Origin of the sequence: Streptomyces pristinaespiralis (assembly GCF_001278075.1) — a bacterium.
In the GTDB taxonomy this organism is placed as follows: domain Bacteria; phylum Actinomycetota; class Actinomycetes; order Streptomycetales; family Streptomycetaceae; genus Streptomyces; species Streptomyces pristinaespiralis.
The window spans coordinates 7,531,310-7,555,163 of the sequence record NZ_CP011340.1 but is presented as its reverse complement, the minus strand read 5'-3'; the positions used below and the strand labels follow the sequence as shown (position 1 = coordinate 7,555,163).

General features: G+C 70.8%; 21 protein-coding genes and 1 pseudogene. 9 read left to right on the top strand and 13 right to left on the bottom strand.

Annotation, left to right across the window (positions count from 1 at the left end; genetic code table 11):
• The first annotated feature begins 22 nt into the window (after nucleotides 1–22).
• The 5 genes from SPRI_RS32535 to SPRI_RS32515 all read left to right on the top strand — a co-directional run bounded on the left by SPRI_RS32535 (nucleotide 23) and on the right by SPRI_RS32515 (nucleotide 5,177).
• Nucleotides 23–958, top strand: coding sequence for a PDR/VanB family oxidoreductase (locus SPRI_RS32535; RefSeq protein ID WP_005320767.1), 936 nt, complete (start codon nucleotides 23–25; stop codon nucleotides 956–958).
• Between the two features lie 38 nt (nucleotides 959–996).
• Nucleotides 997–1,233: a recombinase-like helix-turn-helix domain-containing protein gene (locus SPRI_RS32530; protein ID WP_037775395.1), complete on the top strand. Its 237-nt coding sequence runs from the start codon at nucleotides 997–999 to the stop codon at nucleotides 1,231–1,233.
• Between the two features lie 2 nt (nucleotides 1,234–1,235).
• The gene (locus SPRI_RS32525; RefSeq protein ID WP_037775394.1) at nucleotides 1,236–2,252 is read left to right on the top strand and encodes a Rieske 2Fe-2S domain-containing protein; all 1,017 of its coding nucleotides are present in this window, start codon (nucleotides 1,236–1,238) and stop codon (nucleotides 2,250–2,252) included.
• A 213-nt stretch (nucleotides 2,253–2,465) separates the two neighbouring features.
• Nucleotides 2,466–3,650, top strand: a complete 1,185-nt coding sequence (locus SPRI_RS32520) for a low temperature requirement protein A (protein WP_053557578.1) — start codon at nucleotides 2,466–2,468, stop codon at nucleotides 3,648–3,650.
• A gap of 81 nt (nucleotides 3,651–3,731) precedes the next feature.
• Entirely contained in the window at nucleotides 3,732–5,177 is a 1,446-nt protein-coding gene (locus SPRI_RS32515; protein ID WP_005320761.1) for a glyceraldehyde-3-phosphate dehydrogenase, read from the top strand.
• A gap of 65 nt (nucleotides 5,178–5,242) precedes the next feature.
• Here SPRI_RS32515 and SPRI_RS32510 read toward each other — a convergent pair whose 3' ends face one another.
• From SPRI_RS32510 to SPRI_RS32485, 7 genes and pseudogenes are all read right to left on the bottom strand, one after another.
• Nucleotides 5,243–6,298: a maleylacetate reductase gene (locus SPRI_RS32510; RefSeq protein ID WP_005320759.1), complete on the bottom strand. Its 1,056-nt coding sequence runs from the start codon at nucleotides 6,296–6,298 to the stop codon at nucleotides 5,243–5,245.
• A gap of 65 nt (nucleotides 6,299–6,363) precedes the next feature.
• A pseudogene (locus SPRI_RS37555) lies at nucleotides 6,364–6,609 on the bottom strand (integrase core domain-containing protein); the annotation flags it as partial.
• A gap of 106 nt (nucleotides 6,610–6,715) precedes the next feature.
• Nucleotides 6,716–7,975 carry an MFS transporter gene (locus SPRI_RS32505; protein WP_199782729.1) on the bottom strand — a complete coding sequence of 420 codons (1,260 nt, stop codon included), beginning with the start codon at nucleotides 7,973–7,975 and terminating at the stop codon, nucleotides 6,716–6,718.
• 81 nt (nucleotides 7,976–8,056) lie between these two features.
• Nucleotides 8,057–8,626 carry a TetR/AcrR family transcriptional regulator gene (locus SPRI_RS32500; RefSeq protein ID WP_199782728.1) on the bottom strand — a complete coding sequence of 190 codons (570 nt, stop codon included), beginning with the start codon at nucleotides 8,624–8,626 and terminating at the stop codon, nucleotides 8,057–8,059.
• Between the two features lie 131 nt (nucleotides 8,627–8,757).
• A complete protein-coding gene (locus SPRI_RS32495; protein ID WP_037777195.1) occupies nucleotides 8,758–9,855 on the bottom strand; it encodes a PP2C family protein-serine/threonine phosphatase in 1,098 nt (365 codons plus the stop codon).
• Nucleotides 9,856–9,999: 144 nt separating this feature from the next.
• On the bottom strand, nucleotides 10,000–10,203 hold the full coding sequence (locus tag SPRI_RS32490; protein WP_005320750.1) for a cold-shock protein: 204 nt from the start codon (nucleotides 10,201–10,203) through the stop codon (nucleotides 10,000–10,002).
• Nucleotides 10,204–10,426: 223 nt separating this feature from the next.
• On the bottom strand, nucleotides 10,427–11,431 hold the full coding sequence (locus SPRI_RS32485) for a glutathione S-transferase family protein (RefSeq protein WP_037775393.1): 1,005 nt from the start codon (nucleotides 11,429–11,431) through the stop codon (nucleotides 10,427–10,429).
• A 283-nt stretch (nucleotides 11,432–11,714) separates the two neighbouring features.
• On the opposite strand from SPRI_RS32485, the gene SPRI_RS32480 reads away from it, so the two are divergent.
• Nucleotides 11,715–12,665: a GNAT family N-acetyltransferase gene (locus SPRI_RS32480; RefSeq protein ID WP_005320746.1), complete on the top strand. Its 951-nt coding sequence runs from the start codon at nucleotides 11,715–11,717 to the stop codon at nucleotides 12,663–12,665.
• Nucleotides 12,666–12,668: 3 nt separating this feature from the next.
• Here the strand turns inward: SPRI_RS32480 and SPRI_RS32475 are convergent, their stop codons facing one another.
• On the bottom strand, nucleotides 12,669–15,524 hold the full coding sequence (locus SPRI_RS32475) for an ATP-binding protein (protein ID WP_053557577.1): 2,856 nt from the start codon (nucleotides 15,522–15,524) through the stop codon (nucleotides 12,669–12,671).
• Nucleotides 15,525–15,881: 357 nt separating this feature from the next.
• Between SPRI_RS32475 and SPRI_RS32470 the strand changes: the two genes are divergently transcribed.
• Entirely contained in the window at nucleotides 15,882–17,000 is a 1,119-nt protein-coding gene (locus tag SPRI_RS32470; RefSeq protein WP_005320742.1) for an isoafricanol synthase, read from the top strand.
• Between the two features lie 194 nt (nucleotides 17,001–17,194).
• Nucleotides 17,195–17,998 carry an alpha/beta fold hydrolase gene (locus tag SPRI_RS32465; protein ID WP_005320740.1) on the top strand — a complete coding sequence of 268 codons (804 nt, stop codon included), beginning with the start codon at nucleotides 17,195–17,197 and terminating at the stop codon, nucleotides 17,996–17,998.
• Nucleotides 17,999–18,030: 32 nt separating this feature from the next.
• On the opposite strand, the gene SPRI_RS32460 is transcribed toward SPRI_RS32465, so the two are convergent.
• The gene (locus tag SPRI_RS32460; RefSeq protein WP_005320730.1) at nucleotides 18,031–19,101 is read right to left on the bottom strand and encodes a zinc-dependent alcohol dehydrogenase family protein; all 1,071 of its coding nucleotides are present in this window, start codon (nucleotides 19,099–19,101) and stop codon (nucleotides 18,031–18,033) included.
• A gap of 345 nt (nucleotides 19,102–19,446) precedes the next feature.
• A complete protein-coding gene (locus tag SPRI_RS32455) occupies nucleotides 19,447–19,776 on the bottom strand; it encodes a GatB/YqeY domain-containing protein (protein WP_037775392.1) in 330 nt (109 codons plus the stop codon).
• A 163-nt stretch (nucleotides 19,777–19,939) separates the two neighbouring features.
• On the opposite strand from SPRI_RS32455, the gene SPRI_RS32450 reads away from it, so the two are divergent.
• Nucleotides 19,940–20,497: a hypothetical protein gene (locus SPRI_RS32450; protein WP_037775391.1), complete on the top strand. Its 558-nt coding sequence runs from the start codon at nucleotides 19,940–19,942 to the stop codon at nucleotides 20,495–20,497.
• Here SPRI_RS32450 and SPRI_RS36550 read toward each other — a convergent pair.
• The 3 genes from SPRI_RS36550 to SPRI_RS32435 all read right to left on the bottom strand — a co-directional run bounded on the left by SPRI_RS36550 (nucleotide 20,449) and on the right by SPRI_RS32435 (nucleotide 23,828).
• Complete coding sequence (locus tag SPRI_RS36550) at nucleotides 20,449–20,922, bottom strand: putative quinol monooxygenase (protein WP_078535418.1); 474 nt, start codon at nucleotides 20,920–20,922, stop codon at nucleotides 20,449–20,451. The two genes, SPRI_RS32450 and SPRI_RS36550, sit on opposite strands and share 49 nt — an antisense overlap.
• A 230-nt stretch (nucleotides 20,923–21,152) precedes the next feature.
• Entirely contained in the window at nucleotides 21,153–22,331 is a 1,179-nt protein-coding gene (locus tag SPRI_RS32440) for a hypothetical protein (protein WP_005320726.1), read from the bottom strand.
• Between the two features lie 657 nt (nucleotides 22,332–22,988).
• Nucleotides 22,989–23,828: an aldo/keto reductase gene (locus SPRI_RS32435; protein ID WP_037775389.1), complete on the bottom strand. Its 840-nt coding sequence runs from the start codon at nucleotides 23,826–23,828 to the stop codon at nucleotides 22,989–22,991.
• Nucleotides 23,829–23,854: the final 26 nt, after the last annotated feature.

Here is a 23,854-nt window from a genome sequence, read left to right as displayed (position 1 = left end):
GCCGGTAAGGAGGCACCAGGCCATGAGCGAGAACACGCTCCAGCTGATCGTCCGACGTATGACATGGGAGGCCGAGGGCGTGCTGTCCGTCGAGCTCGTGCACCCCGACGGCAAACCCCTGCCGGCCTGGACGCCCGGCGCGCACCTCGACGTCCATGTCGGCGGCCAGGTCCGCCAGTACAGCCTGTGCGGTGACCCGCACGCACCGGACGTCTACCGCATCGGGGTCCTCAACGAGCCTTCCTCACGCGGCGGTTCGCGCTATGTGCACACCACGCTGCGTCCCGGTCAGGCCGTGACGGTGTGCGAGCCGCGCAACCACTTCGCCCTGGAGGACGCCGACGGCTACCTGTTCGTCGCCGGCGGCATCGGGATCACCCCGCTGCTCGCGATGGCCCGGGAGGCCGCCCGCCGTGGATCCGCGTGGCGGATGGTGTACGGCGGCCGGAGCCGTGCCTCGATGGCGTTCACCGCCGAACTCGCCGCACTGGGCGGCGATGTGACGCTGGTGCCGCAGGACGAGCAGGGTCACATCGACCTGGACGCGGTGCTCGCGGAGCTCGGCGAGGGCACCCTGGTCTACTCGTGCGGCCCCGAACCGCTGCTCGCCGCGGTGGAGGGGCGCTGCCCCGAAGGCCGGCTGCGGCTGGAGCGGTTCGCCGCTCCCGTCGTGGCACGCGACGGCGACGACACGGCCTTCGAGGTCGAGTGCCGCACCTCCGGGGTGACGCTCGGCGTCGGCGCGGACACCTCGATCCTCGACGCCGCGGAGGCGGCCGGCCTGAGCGTGAACAGTTCCTGCCGGGACGGCATCTGCGGAACGTGCGAGACCCGGGTCCTCGACGGCACCCCCGAGCACCGCGACTTCCTGCTCAGCGAGGCCGAGCACGCCGCGGGCGCCACCATGATGATCTGCGTCTCGCGGTGCGCCTCCGGCCGGCTCGTCCTCGATCTGTGACCCCCGCCCTTCTTTCCCCCGCACTTTCTGGAGACACCGTGACCGACACCGCGACCGGCGCCTGGCCGTACCTGGACGTCCACCAGTCCCGCAGCCACGAACCGACACCGTACGAGTACCGGCTCGCCGCCACCCTCGAGGAGATCTTCACCGAGGAGGGCCACGAACTGGCCGACGTGGTCCGCGGCCTCAACGCGCGCAAGGTCGGCACCGCCGACGGCACGCAGTGGACCGAGGAGACCTTCCGCGCCGAGATGAACCGACTGGGAGCCTGACCATGACGCTGTCGACGTCCGCCACCGCGGACCACATCTACGCCAACGGGCTGCGCAACCAGTGGCACGCCGTCGTCCCCTCGCACTTCGTCGCCCCCGGCGCGATGCGCAAGGTGACCGCCCTCGGCGAGCAGTGGCTGTTGTTCCGCCGCTCCGACGGCGCCCTGTCGATGCTGGCCGACCGCTGCCCGCACCGCGGCGCGCCACTGTCGCTGGGCAAGCATCTCGGGGACCGGGTCGCCTGCTGGTACCACGGCGTCGAGGTCGAACCGGACGGCACGGTCTCCTCCGTGCCCGGCCTGCCGGGATGCAACCTGGAGGGCAAGAAGCTCGTCACCTCGCTGCCCGTCCGTGAGGCCGCGGGCGCGATCCTCGCCTACTTCGGCGACGAGGAGCACCCCGAGCCCCCGGAACCGGTACTGCCCGAACCGCTGACCGATCCCGGCACGGACGCCTTCCTGTGCTACGCGGAGTGGAACGTGCCGTGGCGGTACGCCATGGAGAACCTGCTCGACCCGATGCACGGGGCCTTCCTGCACCACGAGTCGCACACGATGGCGGACGGCGACACGACGGCCAAGTTCCGCATCCGTGAGACGGACCGCGGCTACTTCTTCGAGAAGACCGATCAGCGGGGCGTCAACTTCGACTGGGTGGAGCTGTGCCGGACCGGCGTGGACTGGGTGGACCTGTCCATCCCGTACCCGCCGTCCGCCGGCCCCGGCGGGCCGTTCGGCATCGTCGGCATGGCCTGTCCGGTGGACGCCGGACGCACCGGGGTCTTCTTCTGGCGCTACCGCCGGGTCGAGGGCTGGCAGCGCGACACCTGGCGCTTCCTCTACAAGACGCTGATCGAGAAGCGCCACTGGGAGGTGCTGGAGCAGGACCGGGTGATGCTCGAGGCGATGCCGGCCGACGCCGACCAGCACGAGAACCTGTACCAGCACGACCTGGGCGTGGTGCGGCTGCGCCGGCTGTTCCGGGCTGCTGCGGAGGAACAGTCCTCCGCGGGCGTGTGAGCGCCTGAACGGGCCGCGCCGCGCCGCCGGGGCCGAGGACCCGGTCGCGCACCACGCGTCGCCGGTCATGAGCGGGGACCTCACCGAGGTCGGGGGAACCTTCCGCCGAGAGGTGGTGGGCCGCGGCGCGGCCCACCACCTCTTCCGCCACCCGTGTGGTACTCACTTCTGACCGGCTTCCCCCCGCCCCCTCACGGCTGAGAACGTTCCCCCATGAGCCAGTCACACTCCGCCGCCGGTGCATGGCACCGGCCGATGGTCGCCCGCCTCTCGAGCGAGAGCCATCGCACCGCCACCGCGCTGGAGCTCTTCTTCGACCTGTGTTTCGTCGTGGCCGTCGCCCAGGCCGCCGCGGCCTTCGAGCACGAGCTCGCCGCGGGACACGTCGGCCACGGGGTCCTCGGATACGCGCTGGTGTTCTTCGCGATCTGGTGGGCCTGGATGAACTTCACCTGGTTCGCCTCCGCATACGACACGGATGACGTCCCCTACCGGCTGCTGACCCTTGTCGAGATCACCGGCGCGCTCGTCATGGCCGCGGGAGCCGCGGAGGCCCTGGAGCACGACGACTTCACCGTCATCACGTGGGGTTACGTCATCATGCGGCTCGCCATGGTCACCCAGTGGCTGCGCGCCGCGCACTCCGATCCCGAACGGCGGCGCTGCTGCGTGCGTTACGCGGTGGGCATCCTGATCGTGCAGATCGGCTGGGTGGCCCGGCTGGCCCTGCCCGACGACGGCGGCCTGGCCACGTTCGTGGTCCTGGTGCTGGCCGAACTCGCCGTCCCCGTGTGGGCAGAGAGCGCCGCCAACACCACCTGGCACCCCCACCACATCGCCGAGCGGTACGGACTGTTCACCATCATCGTCCTCGGCGAGACCATCACGGCCGCCACCACCGCCGTCCGTTCGGCACTCGACACGGACGCGGCACTCGGCGACATCGCGACCCTCGTCATCGGCGGCGTGCTGACCGTGTTCGCCCTGTGGTGGCTCTACTTCGCGCAGGACGCGCCGCGCCGGCTCACCAGCCTCAGGACCGCACTGCTCTGGGGCTACGGCCATTACGCGGTCTTCGCCTCCGCGGCGGCCGTCGGCGCCGGTCTCGCCCTGAACGTCGCCCATGCCACCGGCCACGGCCATCTCACCGACCGTGCCGCCGCCCTGGCGTACACCGTCCCGGTCGCCGTCTTCCTCACCATGGTGTGGCTGCTGCACCACCGGGCCGCCGAGCTCCGCAGCCGGACGGACCTGGTCCATCCGGCGGCCGTGCTCGCGGTCCTGGCCTCCGTCTTCACCCCCGCTCCGGTCCTGGTCACGGGCCTCGTCACCACCGCTCTCGTCGCCGCGACGCTCGTGCTGACGTGGCGCGCGGGGAGGGCCGGCGCGGCAGCCTGACCGCGGTCGGGTGGACCCCCGTCACGATCGAAAAATCATGGGGTTAGCATATGAGCGCCACCTAGCTCGAAAGATAAACCTGTGACTGTCAACGAAGACGCGTTCACCAACTGGAAGACCCGCGAGGAGATCGCGGAGTCGATGATCCCGATCATCGGGAAGCTGCACCGCGAGCGGGACGTCACCGTCCTGCTCCACAGCCGCTCCCTGGTGAACAAGTCGGTGGTCAGCATCCTCAAGACCCACCGGTTCGCCCGGCAGATCGCCGGTGAGGAACTCTCCGTCACCGACACGATGCCGTTCCTGCAGGCCCTTACGACGCTCGACCTCGGTCCCTCGCAGATCGACCTCGCCCTGCTCGCGGAGGCCTACAAGGCCGAGGACCGCGGACTGAGCGTCGAGGAGTTCACGGCCGAGGCCGTGGCGGGCGCCACCGGCGCCAACAAGATCGAGCGCGGTGACGGCCGTGACGTCGTCCTGTACGGGTTCGGCCGCATCGGCCGCCTCGTCGCGCGCCTCCTCATCGAGAAGTCCGGGTCCGGCAACGGCCTGCGGCTGCGCGCGATCGTGGTGCGCGGCGGCGGTGAGCAGGACCTCGTGAAGCGCGCCTCGCTCCTGCGCCGCGACTCGATCCACGGCCAGTTCCAGGGCACGATCACCGTCGACGAGGCGAACAGCACGATCGTCGCGAACGGCAACGAGATCAAGGTCATCTACGCCGACGACCCGTCCGAGGTCGACTACACGGCGCACGGCATCGACAACGCCATCCTGATCGACAACACGGGCAAGTGGCGCGACCGCGAGGGCCTGTCGAAGCACCTGCGTCCCGGCATCGACAAGGTCGTCCTGACCGCTCCGGGCAAGGGCGACGTCCCCAACATCGTGCACGGCGTCAACCACGACACGATCAAGCCGGACGAGCAGATCCTGTCCTGCGCGTCCTGCACCACCAACGCGATCGTCCCGCCGCTGAAGGCGATGGCTGACGAGTACGGCGTCCTGCGCGGCCACGTGGAGACCGTCCACTCGTTCACCAACGACCAGAACCTGCTGGACAACTACCACAAGGCCGACCGCCGCGGCCGCTCCGCGCCGCTCAACATGGTCATCACCGAGACCGGCGCGGCCTCCGCCGTCGCCAAGGCGCTGCCCGACCTGAAGGCGCCGATCACCGGCAGCTCGATCCGTGTGCCCGTGCCCGACGTCTCGATCGCCATCCTCAGCCTGCGCCTGGGCCGCGAGACCACCCGCGAGGAGGTCCTCGACTACCTGCGCGACGTCTCGCTTCACTCGCCGCTCAAGCGCCAGATCGACTTCACCACGGCTCCCGACGCGGTCTCCATGGACTTCGTGGGCTCGCGCCACGCCTCGATCGTCGACGCCGGCGCCACCAAGGTCGACGGCGACAACGCGATCCTCTACCTCTGGTACGACAACGAGTTCGGCTACTCGTGCCAGGTCATCCGTGTCGTCCAGCACGTCTCCGGCGTGGAGTACCCGACCTACCCGGCCCCGGCGGCCTGAGCCCGGCTGCCGGCGAAAGCTGTGTCCTCACCCCCTGCGAGGCGGCAGGGGGTGGGGACACTGTCCTACCAGGCGTCGTCCAGGAGGCGGGTCAGGGCCTCGGTCTCCGGCGGACGGGGATTGGGATACGGCCGCTCCACGACCCGCTCCGCCACCGCGCGCAGCGCGTCGCGCGGAACTCCCAGCGCCCGTAGCGTGGTCGGGCCGTCGTGGCCGCCGGCGAGCCGGCCCACGACCTCGACCGGGTCGCCGCCGGTGATCCGCTCCAGGCGTGCGGCGGCCTTCGGCGCCGCCGGGAGATCGAACGCCATGACATGCGCCAGGAGCATCGCGTGGAGCTCCGCGTGCGGCAGGTCGAACATCCCGCCGAGGACGTGCGCCAGCTGGTGGTGCAGCCCCGTCCGGGTCCGGGCCAGACACAGGCCCGCGAGCCAGGCCGACTCCTGGAGCCGCTCGCGTCCCCGGAGCGCGGACGGATCGGCGAGGACCTGCGGGAGCGTGGTCAGGATGCCGTCGGCCGCCTCCGTCGCGAGGCCGTCGCTCAGGGCGGACGCGTCCGGCGCCCAGAGCGCCTCGACCGCGTGGGCCAGGGCGTTGAGGGAGCTGGTCAGCGTGAGGCCGGCGGGCATCGACAGCGTCAGCTCCGGGTCGTAGACCACCGTCCCCGGCGTGATGGCCGGGTCGCGTCGGGTCGTCTTCACCCCGTTCTCCGTCTCGCCCAGCACCGGGGTCGCCTCCGACCCCGCGTACGTGGTCGGTACGGCGACCTGCGGCATCCCCGTACGCGCGGACAGCGCCTTGGCGAGGCCCACGGCGGAGCCGCCGCCGATTGCCACCACGGCGTCCGCAGAGGTGGCCCCGACGACCTCCATCGCCTTGTCGGTCACGGCGACCGGAGTGTGCGCGACGGCTCCGCCGAAGCGTGCCGCCAGCCGGGGACCGAGTGCCACCGCGAGCTCGTCGGCGGCGACGCCGGCCGACCCGGTCGCGATCAGCAGCACCCGCCGGGCACCGAGCCGTTCGATCTCCCCGGGGATGCGGTGGCGTGCGCCGGGTCCCAGCAGGACGCGGGAGGGCAGCGTCTCGTGGACGGTCACGGGAGCGGCGGGCTTCTCTGACATCGGTCGGTGCCTCCGTGGTGTCGTACTCGGGCGTGACGCGGCGGACGCCCGGCGCGCCGGCGGCCCTAGGTGTATGAGGGCTGAACGTTGGTGACGCCGTCCCAGAGTCGTGAGGCTGGTGGTTGCCCTTCTGCTCCGGAGTGTGGGCGGTGGTAGTTGTAGTGGATGTTCCAGACCGTGATTGCGGCGGTCCTGTCCTCCTCGCTGGTGAACTGGCGAGCGTAGAGGAGTTCCTCGACAACAATGCGCTGGTAGCGCTCCACCTTTCCGTTGTGGCGCGGGGTATAGGGCTTGGTTTTCTGGTGTCGACTTTGCGTGCCGACATCTCAGCAGCAACGTGGGCGATGGGGCGGCTCTTGCAGCGTTCGATCAGTCGACGTCGCCCTTCAACAGACAACGGAGCGTTGGCGTGCGTCGTCATGACTTCATCTCTGTGCTCTGCTCGCCTCCGGCCGGAAGGGACGCCACGATCGGCCTTGTGCTCGCTGTCCGCCTGGTCTGGGTCGCGAGCACCAGGGCGGCCAGGACGGCAAAGGCCGCGCCGGTCCACATCGCTACGGCGGGGTCTTCTCCGAACAGGCTGATGGTGATGGCGCTGATAGCGGTCCCCAGGGTGACGCCCATGGTGATGACCGCGGTGTGCACGGTGCTGACGAGGTTGCCGACACCACCGACCTCGGCCACCCGGGTGACCAGCGCCGGGTTCATCGTCACCCCGGCGAGGCCAACGACGAGCACCATCCCGAGCGCCACGGCCGGTACATGGCCGCGCAGCGCCAGCAGCCCCAGTGAGACGAACAGCAGCATGTGCCCGAACCGCAGCACCTTCACCGCGTGCTGGTCGGCGAACTTGCCGACGATCAGATTGCCGACGTAGGAGCAGAGGCCGTAACCCAGCAGGATCAGGGTCGTGGTGTCGGTGGCGAAGCCAGCGCTCTGTTCAAGGAGCGGGGTGAAGTAGGAGAAGGAAGCGTAGGCGGCGCCGACCGTGAGCAGGCTGACCAGATACCGCGACCACAACCGGGGTGAGCGCAGGTTGCGTACGTCCTGGGCGGCATCGTCCTGGGTGGCAGCCGCCAGCGGCGGAAGCGCGACCGTACTGATCACGAACAGCAGGAACGCGGCGGCCCCGAGTACGTAGAAGCTGGACTGCCATCCCCACCTGCCGGCGATGAAGTGGGACAAGGGCAGGCCGATCACGGTCCCGACCATGATTCCGCCAAGCACGACCGAGATTGCTTCACCGATCTTCTCCGGCCGTGGCGCCAGGCGTGCCCCGAAGGTGACCGACAGCCCGAACCCGGCACCGGCCAGGCATCCGGTCAGGATGCGGACCAGCGCCACCCACCAGTAGGCATGGACGAGCGGAACCATCACCTCCAGTACGGCGTAGGCCGCGACCACGGTCAGCAGGGCTCGCTTGGGTGGGCTGTGCCGGAAGACGAAGGCGAGCAGTGGGCCTCCGATCGCCATCCCCAGGGCGTACAAGGAGACCAGCAAGCCCACTTGGCCGGTGCTCACACCGAAGTCGTCGGCGATCGCCGGCATCATTCCTGCGATCTGGAGCTCGCTCATCACCACGACGAGGATCGTCAGCATGAGCGAATAGAGCTGTCGTTTCACTTCAGGACCTTCCTCCACCGATCGACGAGTCCCTGTACCGACCGGCAGATCCATTGTTTTTGATTTGAGAGTAAAAAACTGGGGCATGCGAGAGTGACGCCCGTAAGGGCGCCGATGCTCGATCACCTGAGACGCTCAGGCCGTGAGCGCCCCGAGCGTCAGTCGTGCGATCCGGTCGAGTTCTTCGAGCCGAGTGCCGGCCTGGGCCATGACTCGCAGTCCGGAGATGAGGGTGACGACGGACAGCGCGGCCTCCCGTACCGGCAAGTCCGGCCTCAAGGTGCCATCGAGCCGTCCCGCGCGGATGGCCTGGCCGAGCAGCGCGATCTGCTGCTGCAGCGCTTTGTCGAGGATCCGCTCGACGCGGGCATCTCGCACGCCCAGATCCGGATTCATGCGCGTGGTCACCGCCATGCATCCAGCGGCGTGCCCTCGGGCGGCCGCCTCGCGCTCCTCGTCGAGGATGAGGTCGAGCAGGCCGACCAAGCGCGCCGCGCCGCTGAGCCCCTCATCGGCCAGGATTGACTCCTGCCTGCCGCCAGTGACGTTCACATAGCGCTCCAGCGCCCTGACGAACAGTTCCTCTTTGGAGTCGAAAGCGTTGTAGAGGCTGCCACGCCGCACGCCCGCCGCTTCACAGAGCTGCTCGGTCGACGTGTCCGCGAAGCCGTGCACGCGGAACTCGCCCGCCGCCGCGTCGAGCACATCGGACTCTCTGAATGACCGTGGCCTACCCATCCTGCCCACCGTAACGCTTTATTGATTCCGAAGTCAAAAATCGATCGGCTTGCTGCATGTTGGCAAGCGAGCGTCACCAACGTCCTGGCCCGCAACACCTAGGACCCCGCGGAACGCGAGACGGCCACCATCGCGGCGTCGTCGCCCAGGCTCCCACCGGCCGCGTGGGCGAGCAGGTCCTGGCGGAGGCGGACGAGGATCGCGTGCGGGGCCCGGCCCGCGCAGTCGGCGAGCCGGTCCGCGAGCGGGAAGAAGGCACCGGCCTGGTCGCGGGCCTCGATCACGCCGTCCGTGTACAGCAGCAGGGTGTCGCCCGGCTCGAAGGCGAAGGTCTCCGCGGTGAAGACCGATCCCGTGAACTCGGTGAGCCCGAGCGGCGGGGCAGTACGGCGCACCTCCAGGGCGACGACGTCGCCGTCGCGCAGCAGCAGGGGCGGCGGGTGACCGCAGTTGACCAGGTCGACGGCGGGTACGTCGTCGGGGACGTCGAGGACGGCCGCGGTGATGAACGCCTCGGTGGGCGTGCCGCCGGGACCGGCCGCACCCGGGTCGTCCAGGTCGGAGGAGACGGTTCCCTCCAGGTAGGCGACCAGTGCGGGAAGGTCGGCCTGCCGGTGGGCGGCGCCCCGGAAGGCGCCGAGGAGGAGCGCGGCGTCCCCGACGGCCTCCAGGCCCTTGCCACGGACGTCACCGATGAGGAGCCGGGTCCCGTGGGCGGTGCGGGCCGCCGCGTACAGGTCACCGCCGATCTGGGCCTCGGCCTCTGCGGCCAGGTAGACGGAGGCGATGTGCAGGGGGCCGACCCGGTGCGGCAGCGGTCTCAGCACGACCTGCTGCGCCGCCTCGGCCACGGAACGCAGCTGGACCAGCTCCTTCTCGTGCCGTTCCCGCAGATGGGCGAAGAAGGTGACGAACACCGAGATCAGGATCAGCGCGATGAGCTGGAAGCTGTGGTTCAGGTCGATGAGGCTGGTGCGGACGATCGCGACCACCGCTTGGGCCAGGACGGCGACCGCGCCGATGCAGGCGGTGATCCGCGGGCCGGCGAACGAGGCGGTCACGGCGGGGGCGGCCGCCAGGAAAGGACCGAGGTGGACGGCGGGGGGAGCAAGGATGTCCACCACCGTGACCGTGACGATCAGCGCGAGGACCACGACCAGCAGCGTGTGGCCCGTCTCCCATGGCCCAGGTCGCATCCCGCGCGGCAGCCGATGACCCATGCCCCCTGGATACACCCGCACGAGGCTTCGCACCTCCGCGGTGGGACGGCGCGCCGCCGCACACGACGGCGCCCCCGGCACATGGTGACGGGGGCGCCTTTCGCCGCGAGTGCCGTCAGGTCAGACCGGACGGACGTTCTCGGCCTGCGGACCCTTCGGGCCCTGGGTGATGTCGAACTCCACCTGCTGGTTCTCCTCGAGGGAGCGGAAACCGGAGGCGTTGATCGCGGAGTAGTGGACGAAGACGTCGGGACCGCCGCCGTCCTGGGCGATGAAGCCGAAGCCCTTTTCCGCGTTGAACCATTTCACGGTGCCGGAAGCCATGCTGTTCTCCAATGTGGGACGCGGGGCATCGGCTGTCCGATGCCCTCTGGGTGAGGTGATCGCCCTGGTCCTCGGACTGCTGAACAGCAAATGCGCCCACGGGAACTCCCCGTGAGCGCACGAGACTTCGGAACCACGACTGCTGGACCTGAAACTACCCCATGAGTGACCGCCCGGCCACAGAACGCGGCTGCGGAAATCTTCACGGCGTTCGGCGTTTCCTTCATCGGGCCCACGACCTGCCCGGCACGGCCGGCACTTCTTCCCCTGCCGCGACCGGTCCCGGCGGCGTGCCGTCGCCGAACGGCCGCCCGCCCAGCGCCGCCCGGCCGTGCGGCTCGAGCCAGCCCGAGAGGTCCGGGCCGGCCGGCACGATCCGGTTCGGATTGATGTCGCGGTGCACCAGGTAGTAGTGCTGCTTGATCTGGTCGAAGTCGACCGTGTCGCCGAAGCCCGGCGTCTGGAACAGGTCACGCGCGTACGCCCACAGCACCGGCATCTCGGACAGCTTCCGCCGGTTGCACTTGAAGTGACCGTGGTAGACGGCGTCGAAGCGCACGAGCGTGGTGAAAAGCCGTACGTCCGCCTCGGTGATCGTGTCGCCGACGAGGTAGCGGGACCCTTCGAGCCGCTCGGAGAGCAGGTCGAGCCGCGCGAACAGCCGTTCGTACGCCTCGGTGTACGCCTCCTGCGACCCGGCGAACCCGGCCCGGTAGACGCCGTTGTTCACGTCCTTGTAGACGACCTCGTTCACCGCGTCGATCTCCGGGCGCAGCCCGGGAGGGTAGAGCTCCGGCGCCCCGTCGCGGTGGTACGCCTTCCACTCCAGCGACAGGTCGATCGTGATCTGCCGGAAGTCGTTGGTCACGACCTTGCCGGTCGGCACGTCGACGATCGCCGGGACCGTGATGCCCCGGTCGTAGCCGGGATCACGGGCGAGGAACGCCTCCTGGAGCCGCTCGATGCCGAGCACCGGGTCACGGCCGCCCGGGTCGAGGTCGAAGGTCCAGCTGCGCTCGTCGTGCGTGGGCCCGGCCATGCCCATCGACAGCACGCCCTCCAGCCCGAGCAGCCGCCGCACGATCACCGCGCGGCCGGCCCACGGGCAGGCCCGGCTGGCCACCAGGCGGTAGCGGCCCGGTTCCACGGGGAATCCGTCGCGTCCGTCCGCGGTGACGCGGGTGGTGATGTACCGGCTGTCGCGCGCATACTCCCCGCCAGGGTTCACATAACTCACGCCCTCCCCCTACCCGGGCCCGACAGCGTCGAACGCGCGAGCGGTGGCGACCGGTAGCGAGTGGTGAGGCCGTCGGGCGGCGAGCGTGCTCAGCGGGCCGGTCGCGCCTCCCCGGGCCGGAATCCGTCGCCTGCGCGTGGCACCGGTGCGGTGGAGCCGGCGACGCGGGCCGCGGGCCGGGCCTTGCGAAAACGGCTGTGGTTCCGACGGCCGCCTGTGTGATCATCGCGGGGCGCCGCGCACCGTGGCGCGTCCTATGCGCCCCGGAGGCCTTGTGCTCGTCCGCTCCATCACCGCCGCAGAATCCGAACGCGTCGCCACGTTCCTGGCCGAACCGCCGCTCGACTGGATCGGCGCGGACCGCTTCCGTGAGGACTGGGAGACACGGCAGTACCGGCCCGAATGGACATGGACGGCCGAGGGCCCGAGCGGCGAACTGCTCGGGCGGGCCCTGTGGTGGGGCCGCACGGACGGGGAGCTTCCGGTGGCTCTGGACTGCCTCCACGTCCACGAGGACGTACCCGACCGCACTGCGGTGGCCGTGGCGCTCCTCGAGGCCGGCCACCGTGCGTTCCGGGAACGGGGCGCCGAGCGCGATCCGATCTACAACCTCGCGCTCCCCCGGGGATGGCGTGCCGACGCCGGCACGGTGTCCGCGGTCGAGTGGCGCCGCCGTGCGGCCGGGCGCGCCGGCCTGACCGACGAGGTCGAGAGGCTGCGTTACGAGTGGACCTCGAAGGCGGGCCTGCCACCGGCCGGTACCAGGCTGACCTTCGCCCCCGGTGACGACGCCGCCTTCCTCGACGCCTTCCGCCGCCTGGCCCAGGGCAGTCTCGACGTCCGCACCGGACGTGAACTGGCCGCCAAGGACGCGGATGTCCAGGCACGCGAGGACATGCAGTTCTATCTCGACGCACCCGGCGAACGGGACTGGTGGCGGCTCGCGTACACGGCCGACGGAGCGCTCGCGGGCCTGGCCGTCCCGTCCAGCACCGGCGGTGACAACCGGAACGTCGGATACCTGGGCGTGGTCCCTGAGTTCCGCGGCCGCGGGCTGATCGACGAGGTCCTGGCCCACATCACCCGCTTCCAGGCGGCGGCCGGCGCGGAGCGGATCACGGCCACCACCGACACGGTGAACCTGCCGATGGCCGCCGCGTTCGACCGCGCAGGTTACGAGGTCACGGAGATCCGCCTGGTCATGGAGCAGCCGCCGAAGCCGTAGCCGTCACGACTCCGCGGGACCGCCGGAGGGCCCTGGGCCGGCGTACGTGTCGGAGTCGGGTCCTTCGAGCAGACGTGGGAGTCCCGTCTGATCGCAGCCGACCTTCAGGTATATGTCGGACAGCAGTCGGGTCACCACCGGGTCCGGGGTGCCCAGCGCCTCCGCGATGCGGGCGTTCGACCAGCCGCGGGCTGCCCACCTGGCCACGGTCCGTTCCTGGACGGTGAGTGAGTCGGCGGCCGCGGTACGCGGTTGGAGCGGCCACATCCCGGTCGCGTCCAGTTCCTCGCGGGCCCGCGACACCAGGGCGTCGGCCCCGCACTGCACGGCCCCCTCCAGCCCGCGGTGCAGTTGCTCGGCCGCGTCCTGCGGGAGCCCGCTGCGGCGCAGCGCCACGCCGTGGTCGATCAGCGCGCTCGCCAGGTCGTGGCCGGAGGGAGAGCACTCGAGGTGGGCGACGGCCTCGGCGAGCAGCGCGACCCGCTCGGCGACGGGGCTCACCTCGGCCATGGCGTGCAGCGCCTGTCCGACGGCGGACGGGGTGCCGAACCGGCGGGCCCTGCGGACGCCTTCGGCGGCCAGTTCCCGGGCCTTCTCCGGGTCGGTGGCCGCCTTGGCCCGGGCCAGATGGAGCTGCCAGGGACACCAGGCCGGGTTGCGCATACCGCGGGGCTCGAGGCGCTCGCCGACCCGGACGAGCTGCTGCTGCGCCTCGCGGCGCCTGCCGAGGGCGAGGAGCAGTTCGCTGTGGACGGTCTGGGAGTCCGGGTACACCACCGCGCTGGGCACGATGTCGCCGTAGTGGTAGGTGGTCGCGATCTCCTCGGCCTCCTCGGTGCGGCCGCGGGCCAGGAGGATCTCGATGAGGATGCCGATGGCGAAGTACTGGGCCGGCACCCGGTGTCCGACCCTGTCCGCGATCCGCAGGCCGTCGCGGACCAGCGTCTCCGCGGAGTCGAGGCGTCCACGGCGGTAGCGGATGTAGCCGAGGAGCGTGTAGCCGAAGGACAGGTGCGCGCCGCGCCAGCCTCTGTCCTGGCACTCGGCGATGCCCTTCTGGAACAGTTCCTCGGCCCGTCCGGGCTGGTCGCAGTACATGAAGGTGAGGGCCACCAGGACCGGGACCTCGAAGCCCCACTGCTCGTCCGTCCACGGCAGTCCGTCGCCGAGGGCCTTCTCCGCCCACTCGAGCGCCGTCGCCGCCGGTTCGCCGCGCACCATCGCGTCCCAGGCCCGCAGGCCCATGATGTAACGCTCGGCGGTGCCCTGACCGGTGAGGTGCTCGGCGAGCCGGGCGAGCTTGCGTGAACGGGCGGGCGAGTCCTGCTCGTCGGCCCGGAAGGCGTTCCACATGAACTGTTCCGCCTGCATGTGCAGCCGGGTCCTGGCGTCGGTGGCCCAGCGGGCCGCGTCGGCGACGGTCCGGGCGGCCTCCGCCATCCGGTCGGAGTGGCCGAGGGCCTGCGCCAGCCGGTAGACGATCGCCTCCCGCAGGGCCGGGTCGAGGACGGGTTCGTCCAGTGCGGCCCGCAGGTGGTTGACGGTGATCGCGGGTTCGGTCAGCAGCGCGGAGCAGCCGAGGTCGAACAGGACCTGGGCCCGGTCCTCCATCGCCGGTGGTTCGCGCAGCGCCCGGGTGAGGCAGCGCCGGGCGGCGGCGGTGGCGCCGAGACCCGCGTGGGAGATGACCGCGGCGGCCTGCCCGTGCATGGCCACGCGGAACGCCGCCGGTATGGCCCGGTAGACGGCCGTGGAGACGAGGGGATGGAAGAACTCGAGACGGTCGTCGTCCTCTTCGTTCCCGTCGCGGGCCGGATCGGCGAGGATGCGGGCCTCACGCAGTTTGGTGACGGCGTCCGCGGACTCGGCGTCCCCCAGTCCGCCAACGCTCGCGGCCCGGCTGCGGGACGCCTCCGCGCCCAGCACAGCGGCGCCCCAGGCGAACCGGACGGCGGAGGGGCCGAGCCGCTCCAGCCGCTCGACGAGGCCGCCGCCCTTCACCGCCGAGGCCAGTTCCCGGAGTTCGGGCAGGTGGGCGAGCTGGGGCTTGAGCCCGCGGTCGGCGACCCTGGCGGCGAGCTCGACCGCCTCGAACGGGTTCCCTCCGGTGACCGCCCAGGTCTCCCGGCAGAACGCGTCGTCGGCGTCCTCCCCGAGGGCGTCCCTGACGATGCGGCTGATCGCGCCGGGCGTGAGCGGCGCGAGGTCGAAGGGACGCGAACCGTGCCGCTCGGCGAGCTTCCCGAACGCCAGCGCGTCGGCGGGGAGTTCGTCGGGGCGGTAGGCGACGACGAGGAGCATCGGCAGCTCGGTGACCCGCGGCGCGAAGCCGGTCAGCCAGGCCAGCGACTCGGCGTCCGCCCAGTGGGCGTCGTCGAGCATGACCACCAACGGCGCGTGCTGCACGGCGAACCGCGTGGCGATCCAGTCGAGACCGTCGCGTACGCCCTGCGGATCGGGAGAGCTGTTGCCCGCGCCCGCCACCAGACCCACCGCCGGAGCGACGATGTCGTACCAACTGCCCAGTGTCCTGCGGTGTTCCTCCTCGCTGCCGGCCGCGAGCACCGGCTGCACGAGGTGGCGTACGACGTGGAACGCGACGCCCTGCTCCTGCTCGCCGCCCCGTGCCGAGAGCACCGTGCAGCCGCGGGCGAGTGCCCTCCTGCGCACCTCGTTGAGAAGGGTGGTCTTACCGAGCCCGGCCGGACCGGCGAAGACCAGCACACCGCCGGAGCCGGTCTCCGGTCCCTGGGACGGCCCGCTCAGCTCGGCCAACAGGCCTTCCAGCGCGGCGGTTTCCGTTTCGCGCTCCAGCAGCAGCCGGCGTGGCCGCCCCGGCTGGTCTCCCATGTACGCCATGTCCGTTCCCTCGACCGTGAGTCGTCCCGAGTTCCGAGTCCCCGTCCCGAGATCCCAACTCCCCGGGTGCGCAAAGCGTACGCACGCGAGGACGATGTGTAGTCCTCCGCACGGCTTTTTCTCTCAGGATGATCTGATCGCGGTACAGCGTGGCCGATTTTGGGTACTCTCGCCCACGCCGTCCGAGGGGGCGCGCCGAGGGGGCGCACAAGTGGCGGTGTGCGCGGTTCGCGCACCCCGTCCCCACCTCCGACCACGGTCGTTCCACCGGTGCAACACCTAGTCTCGGAAGAGCACTCGGACGTGTCGGACCCGCACACGAACCGGTCCTGCGCGCCGCTACACCCAGGGGGGCGCATGGCACACGAGACGACTTCCGGCCGCCGGCTTCCGGATCCCACGAGCCCCTCGGACCCCACCCGGCGCACCGCGGCCATCAGGATCCCGTTCCCCGCGCGCCTGAACCCCCACGCGGAACGTGCCCGGCAGCACACGCTCCAGTGGGTGCAGGAGACGGGTCTGCTCACGGGCGACGAGGCGACGGCCGAGTACGACACGCTGCGGCTTGAGCGGCTGATGGCGTACTTCTACCCCGACGCCTCGGCCGGCGACCTCGAACTGGCCGCCGACTTCAACGCCTGGTTCTTCATCTTCGACGACCAGTTCGACGGCGGGCTGGGCACCCGGCCCCACGAGATCCGCGGCGTCGTGGACGCACTCGTCGGGACCATGACGACGGACGGCGCGCCACGGCCGGCCGACGTCCGGGACACGCCGCTGGTCCGGGCCTTCCGGGACATCTGGCTGCGGTCCACCGCCGGCGCCCCGTACGCCTGGCGGTTGCGATTCCGTGACCACTGGCAGGCGTACCTCGCGGCCCATGTGGGCGAGGCACACCATCGCAATGCCGACCGTCTGCCCTCCCTCGAGCAGTTCCTCGAAGTGCGGCGGCACTCCATAGGGGTGCAGCCCTGCCTCGACTTCACCGAGCGGTGCGGCGGTTACGCCCTGCCCGACGAGCTCTACCGTTCCTTTCCGCTGCGGGAGATGCGCGAGATCACCGGCGATGTGGTGATCTTCGTCAACGACATCGTCTCGCTGGTCAAGGAGTTGGCGGCCGGCGACATCAACAACAGCGTGGTCATAGAGCGTGAGCACAAGGGCTGCACGCTCGAGGAGTCGGTCGAGCACATCACGGCCCTCGCCAACGCCCGGACGGCGCGCTTCGCCCGGCTCGCCGCTTCCCTCCCCGGGACGCTCGCCGACCTGGGCGTGCCCGCCCCGTCACGCGAGCACGTCAGCCACTACGTGGACGGTATGCGCCACGTGATGGCCGGCAACCTGTCCTGGTCCCTGGCGACGTCCCGCTACGACGAGACCGGCATCGCCGCGGTGAGCGGCGGACGCCGACGCCCCTGGGACGGTCTCACCACGGCGACGGGAACGGCCTCGCCCCGGCACCCCCGGAGGGCATGACACCGGCCTCACACCGTGACCATCCGCGCCCGGTGGCGGAGCCACCGTGCCCGTGACCGGGGTTGCTCGGCGACCGCGATGCGCATCGACTTCCAGGGGCGAGCTCGACGAGACGATTGCCCAGGCCGTCACCGGCAGTCGGGCGCTGTGGCTACTCTCTTCTCTCCATCGATCTTGATTGCAGGGAGCAGACCGTGCGCAGTGCCGCCGCGACCCCCGAGGGTGACCTGATCCGCTGGGTCGAACTGCCGGGGCAGGAACCTCCCCGTGTCTACGTGCACGGTCTGGGCGCCACGTCGCCCGCCTACTTCACGGAAGTCGCGGTCCATCCCGCGCTTGCCGGACGTCGTTCGCTGCTGATCGACCTGCTCGGTCATGGCATCAGCGACCGGCCGACCGACTTCGACTACACCCTCGAGTCGCATGCCGATGCCCTCGCTCAGGCCCTGACGTCCGCGGGCGTCGTCGGCGCCGAGCTGATCGCGCACAGCATGGGCGGCTCGGTGGCCGTCGTCCTGGCAGCCCGGCATCCGCACCTGGTCTCCCGCCTGGTCCTCGTCGACGCCAACCTCGACCCGATACCGAGCCGGCCCGGCTCCGGTGGCAGCAGCGGCATCGCCGCCTACTCCGAGCAGGAGTTCCTCGCCGGCGGCTGGGCGGAGGTCCGCGACCGGGTGGGCCCGCACTGGTGGTCCACGATGCGCCTGGCCGGACGCGAGGCCCTGCACCGCAGCGCGGTCCATCTCGCCCGCGGCACCGTCCCCGGCATGCGCGAACTGCTGCTGGATCTCAAGATCCCCCGCAGCTACCTGCTGCCCGAGGCCGACGGCCCGCTCCGGGGGACCGGGGAACTGATCGAGGCGGGGGTGGCCGTCGTGCCGATCCCGGATTGCGGGCACAACATCATGCTGGACAATCCGGAAGCCTTCGTCCGCGCCACCGCGGCCGCGCTGGCGGACGGGGAGCAGCGACCGGTCGCGGGCGACAGCGGCCCGTGACACCAGGACGGCGGTGCACCGGCCCGCCCCGACTAGGCGGGCACACTGACCTCGTCGTGGCGCGGGCCGCCGAGCACGACCTTGAGGGCGCCGGTGTCCGTGGCGCGTGCGAAGACGTCGTACGCCTCTTCCATCTGCCCGAGTTCGAAGCGGTGCGTGACCATCGCCGACGCCGCCGGGAGCCTCCCGGCCGCCATCATGCGCAGCAGCATCGGCGTGGAGTGCGTGTCGACGAGTCCGGTCGTGATCGTCACGTCCTTGATCCACAGCTCCTCGAGATGCAGCGCCGCGGGCCTGCCGTGCACGCCCACGTTGGCGACATGGCCTCCCGGGCGCACCATCCGGGTGCACTGCTCGAACGCCTCCGGTACGCCGACCGCCTCGACGACGACATCGGCTCCGAGTCCTTCCGTGAGGTCCTCGACCAGTGCCTCCGGGCCTTCGTCGGCACCGACGGTGGCATCGGCGCCCATGTCCCGTGCCGCCTGGAGCCGGGATTCCGCGAGGTCGACCGCGATGATCCGCCCCGGGCTGTAGAGCTGCGCCGTGGCGATGGTGGCGAGCCCGATCGGCCCGGCGCCGACCACCACGACGGTGTCGCCGGGCCGCACCCGCCCGTTGAGGACGCCCACCTCGTAGCCGGTGGGGAAGATGTCGGCGAGCAGGACGGCGTCCTCACTCGTCACAGCGCCGGGCAGCGGGTGCACCGAGAGGTCCGCGAAGGGCACGCGGACGTACTCGGCCTGGGTTCCGTCGATCAGATGCCCGAGCACCCATCCGCCGCCCCCGCGGCACTGTCCGTAGCGGTTCTCCCGGCAGAAGACGCATCGGCCGCACGCCGCGATGCAGGAGACCAGCACGCGGTCACCGGGGCGGACCGTACGCACCTCGCTCCCGACCTCCACCACCTCCCCGACCGCTTCATGGCCCAGGACCGTGCCGGGCGTCACCTCGGGCACGTCTCCCTTGATGATGTGGAGGTCCGTGCCGCAGATGGTGACGGCGTCGACGCGGATCACCGCGTCGGCGGCGTCCTTGAGATCGGGGTCCGGAACGTCCTGCCAGGACGTCTGTCCCGGGCCTTGGAACACCAGTGCCTTCATGACGTCGTCCTCTCCGGTCCCGCTTGCCGGCGGCCGCGCAGCGTGCGTCCGGGCCGGTTCACCCACGGCCTCTTCCAGGGTCCCGCCACCCCGTGGCACCGCAAGTCCTGTGCCGGGGGCCCTCGCGGCGGCCCGGAGGGGGACCGCCGATCGGGCGCGCCGGCCCGCTGTGCTGTGCGGGCCGGGACACCAGCGCCGTCGGTAGCCGTCCGGTCCTTGAAGCGGCAGCCGCGGTCGCCGGTGCGACCGCACGTCTCCGGTCCCTGCCGGCGTCGGCAACGCCACGGGGCGGGCGGGGCGCCTGCCGGCGTCCGGCACGGCCGGGCGGGACCGCCCGGCGTGGCCCTACGCGGCGCCGGAGCCGGTGCCGTCGAGGAAAGCGAGCAGCACGGCAGCTTCCGCGCGGAGCCGTTCGGCCCGGTCCGCGTGTGCCGGCGCGGTCAATTCCGCCGCGGCCTCCAGCCGTTCGGCGATCTCGGCGCGCACGATGTCCGCGGTGTCGTGCTCGCTCAGCTCCCGCCGCGCCACCTCGGTAGCGCCGGCGCCGACCGGTGACTCCTCGATGGCCGCCGAGCCACGGAGACCGCTGGATCCGGCGGGCACCGCCTCCGCGTTGTCCAGTGCCGCGAGCGTGGCGCGCAGAGCGCTCACCGCGACCTTGTCGCGGGCGCGCATGGCTTGGGGCAGGGCTTGACGCATACGGACACGTACAGACATGACGGTGACCCTATGGCCGCGCCCCGGGTGCCGACAACGGGATATGGCCGACCGGCCGACGCCCGCTCCGGCCGCAGAAGTGAGGTGCCGCACCCTCGCCGCGGGCCATAACGTCCCGTGGATGAGCAGCTTCAGCACGCACCGCCGACGGGTCCACGACGAGGGCCTGCCGGCGGGCGTCCGGCATACGAACCTGCGGTCGTGCCTCGTGCACTTCTCCCCGTACGGCTTCCGGGCCACGTATCACCACCTCTGCCTCAGCGCGCGGATCCCGACGCCTGTGGACAGGGATCCCGCGTCGCTCGTGCGCGCGGTCGAGAAGTTGCACCACGCGCGCCGGTTGTGGGTCGAGAGTGAGCGCGCCTTCGCCGCGAGGCGCGAAGCGAGCAAGGCGCGGGGCTTTCGACAGGTGGCGGCCGATGAGTCCTGGCGCGCCTGGCAGCGCGGGTGGCAGAACATCGCCTACTGCCCCGACCCTCGTTTTCATCCCACCGAGCCGCTCGCGGTGGTGGTCGAGCGGGTACTGCGCTCCCCGGCCCCGCCCGCCGGGACGCGTGCGACGCCGGCGTGCCGGGTGTGCGGCGGCGGGGACGGCACCAGGCCCTGGCACGATGCTCGCGGCCGCATCCATCAGCTGTGCGCGCGGTGCGGAGTCGTGCCGGCGGTGCGGCGGACCTGACGTCGCACGGGCCGTCCGGGCACCTTGGTGCCCGTCTCGTTCGGCCAGGTCGTGGCCGGCGCCGGCTCACCGAAACGCCCTCGCCGGGCGGTCACACGACCGGCGAGGGCGGCCTCCTCCGGGCGATGCCGCCAGTCGAAGGGCGGACCGGTGTGCGAGACGTCGTGCTTGAGTACCTGGGCGTCCCTGATCTCGACGGATGCGGAGGGGCGCGGGGCCACCGCTCGGAAGGCGTCGAGGGCCTCCTGCGACTCCCAGCACTCGAAGTTGTTCACCCGTCCCGACTCGATCGGGTCGGGTGAGATGGACAGATCGAGGCAGCCTGGGTGGCTGCGGGCCGCCTCAACGATGGGGCGATGGCCCTCGACGAAGCGGTCCCGGTCCATCGGATCCACGTACAACCTGCCCGCAACGATCACTGTCACGCTGCTCTTCCCTTCTCTCGTGTGCCCGGGGAGACGGATCCCCGACAGGGGCCGCCGCGCACCGGCGGCCCAAGGGGGTGGACCTTCGACGACCGCGGAACTCATCCCGGCTCCGCACGATCAGGGCGCTTGCCCCTCTCGGAGATGTTCACCGGTGAGCGTGTCGGCAGCAGCAACTGAGGGCTGCGGCGATGCCGGCCACTCCTCGCTTCGCCACCGCCGGTCGCGCGCTATGGCGGCCCGGACCCGTTCAGCCAGAAGGCGCCGTAGACGGCCGCGACCAGGGCGGCCGTTCCGGCGATGCCCACCGCCTTCGCCCCTGCGGCGCGGCTGAGCATGTTGGCGAGAGGAAGGAGCAGCGGAAAGGCGGGAATCAGCAGGCGGGGCTTGGAGCCGAAATACCCGGAGGCGCAGATCGCGAGGATCACCACCACTCCGCAGTAAACGGTCAGCGCGACGGGCTGTTTCTCGATGATGGTCCTTCTGTAGAGCCATCCGATCGCGAACACACCGGCGAGCAGGGCCAGTCCCGCGAGGAATGACGGACCGAGGAGAAGACCGGCGATGAATTTCGAGAAGGCCAGCCCGCCGTCGAAACCGTTGCCCCACTCGGCCTGTACATCGAGGTAACCCCAGGGCGTGCCCGTCCGGTGACCGACCCACAGTATGTAGCCGACGGCCCCCAAGGGGGCGACGCAAAGGCCCAGAACCATCCGGCCCGCCGGCCGGACCCCGTCCCGGTTGTCGGAGGTCGCCCATATCTGGACGAGCGCCGCGGCCCAGACCGCCGCGGTGACCGCCAGACCGACCGGACGCGTCAGGCCGGCGAGCGAAGCGAGGACGCCGGCGCGCATCCAGTCCCCGTTCATGGACCACCGCAACGACCAGACAGCCAGGGCCACGAACAGCGATTCGCTGTAGGCCATCGACTGGACTATGCCGACCGGCAGCACCGCCCAGAGGACAACGGCGAAAAAGCCGCTCCTGGGCCCGTAGAGCTGCTCCGTGACGGTGAATATCCCGTAAGCGGCAACCAGGGACGCGACCGCACTGATGAAAAGACCCGCGTGCGCGGGGCTCAAAGACGTGACCGCCGACACCAGCGATTCGAGCCATGGCAGAAGAGGGAAGAAGGCCATGTTGGAAAGGACTCTGCCGTCCGGCGCCTGAAGAGTGAAACCGTATCCTTCTTCAATGACCCTGACGTACCACAGGGAATCCCAGCGCCGCGCAAGCAGATCGGTCGCATCGCGCCCCGTGAACCAGGACCAGAGATAGAGCACCGCAAGACACAGAATACGAATCGCGGAATAAGCGAGCAGTGCAGGCACGGCCGCTCTGAGCGCCCTGAAGCCTGAATCTCCTCGTTCACCGGAAACGGCCGGCCCTTCCGGCCGGACCATCACCATAGGTGTTTCGGTTTTCTTCCGACGCAAAGAGACTCGGTGGGGACGACTTCCGCTCGGCCACGACCCGGTCGACGGTGGACCGACAGGTGACCACGAGCCCGCGCACGTCGCCCCTCCGGAACGGGGCACCATGTTCCGCCGCCCGTCCATCCGGGCCGGTCACCGGCGCCGTCCGAGCCCATGCGCACGGCCGGCGAAGGCCGGCCGGCGGCAATCGTCGGGACTGCGTCCGCAGACACGGGAACAGCGCCGAGCCCGGCGGCCGGCGGAACAAGCGGAATCACCTTTCCCCCTTTTCTTCTTTTCTTCCCGCACCCAGCGGGCAGTCGCCTCGTCCTTGATCTTCACACCACAGTCACAGCATCGTAATCGCCTTCGCGCCACTCAAGGACATTGAATACATATCAATACGGACATGCCGACTCCCCTTGAACGCCCCCGGCCAGGACACCACACGGCGAAGTCGGCATCAAAGCGCACAAAAAGGACGTCAGGTAATCGGGAGCCGCGGGTACACCGGCCGGACGGCGAGAAATGGTCCCGCCCGGTCACCGGCCGCTGCTGCTTTTCCCGAGGAAAGCCGACCAGGAAAGCCGACCGGCCGGCCGCGGACCCGGCCCAGCGGTCGTGGGGGACACACGACGTTCGGCCGTGGCTCTACTCCGGCGCGGCCAGCCCGTCGAGGCGGTCGCGGAGGGCGGGCGGCAGGTGGAGACCTTCGGCGGCGAGATTCTCTTCCAGATGGTCGATCCGCGTGGTGCCCGGGATCGGCAGGACGACCGGTGAGTGCCCGAGGAGCCACGCGAGCAGGACCTGCGTCGGGCATGCGTCGAGTTCGGCGGCCACGGCGGCGATCTCGTCGTTCGCCCCCGCCTTCCCCCAAGCGACCGGCCGCCAGGGCAGGAACGCGATCCCGGCCGCCTCGCAGGCGGCGAGCACGGGCTCGTACTCACGGTCGAGAAGGCTGTAGCGGTTCTGCACGCTCGCGATGTCGACGATCCCTCTCGCCTCCTCGAGCTCGGCGACGGTGACCTCCGACAGTCCGATCCGGCCGATCTTGCCCTCGTCGCGCAGGTCCCGCAGGGTGCCGACCTGGTCGGCGAGCGGCGTCTGCGGATCGATCCGGTGCAGCTGGAGCAACTCGACGCGCTCGACGCGCAGTCGGCGCAGCGCCTCCTCGACCTGCCCGCGCAGGACGGCCGGCCGCCCGTCGAGCCGCCACTCCCCCGACGGACCGGATCGCGCGACGCCGACCTTGGTGGTGATGAGCAGCCCGTCCGGGTAGGGGTGCAGGGCCTCGGCGAGGAGTTCCTCGTTGGCTCCCCCGCCGTACAGGTACGCGGTGTCGATGAGCGTGACGCCCAGTTCGACGGCCCGCCGGGCGACGGCGAGTGACGTCTCCCTGGCGGAACCGGGCTCGGTCGGCAGGTGCATGGCACCGAACCCCAGCCGGCGTACGGTCAGATCGCCCCCGATACGGAACGTGGTCGGTGTCATCTGCTGCTTTCGCCCCCTCGTCCAAG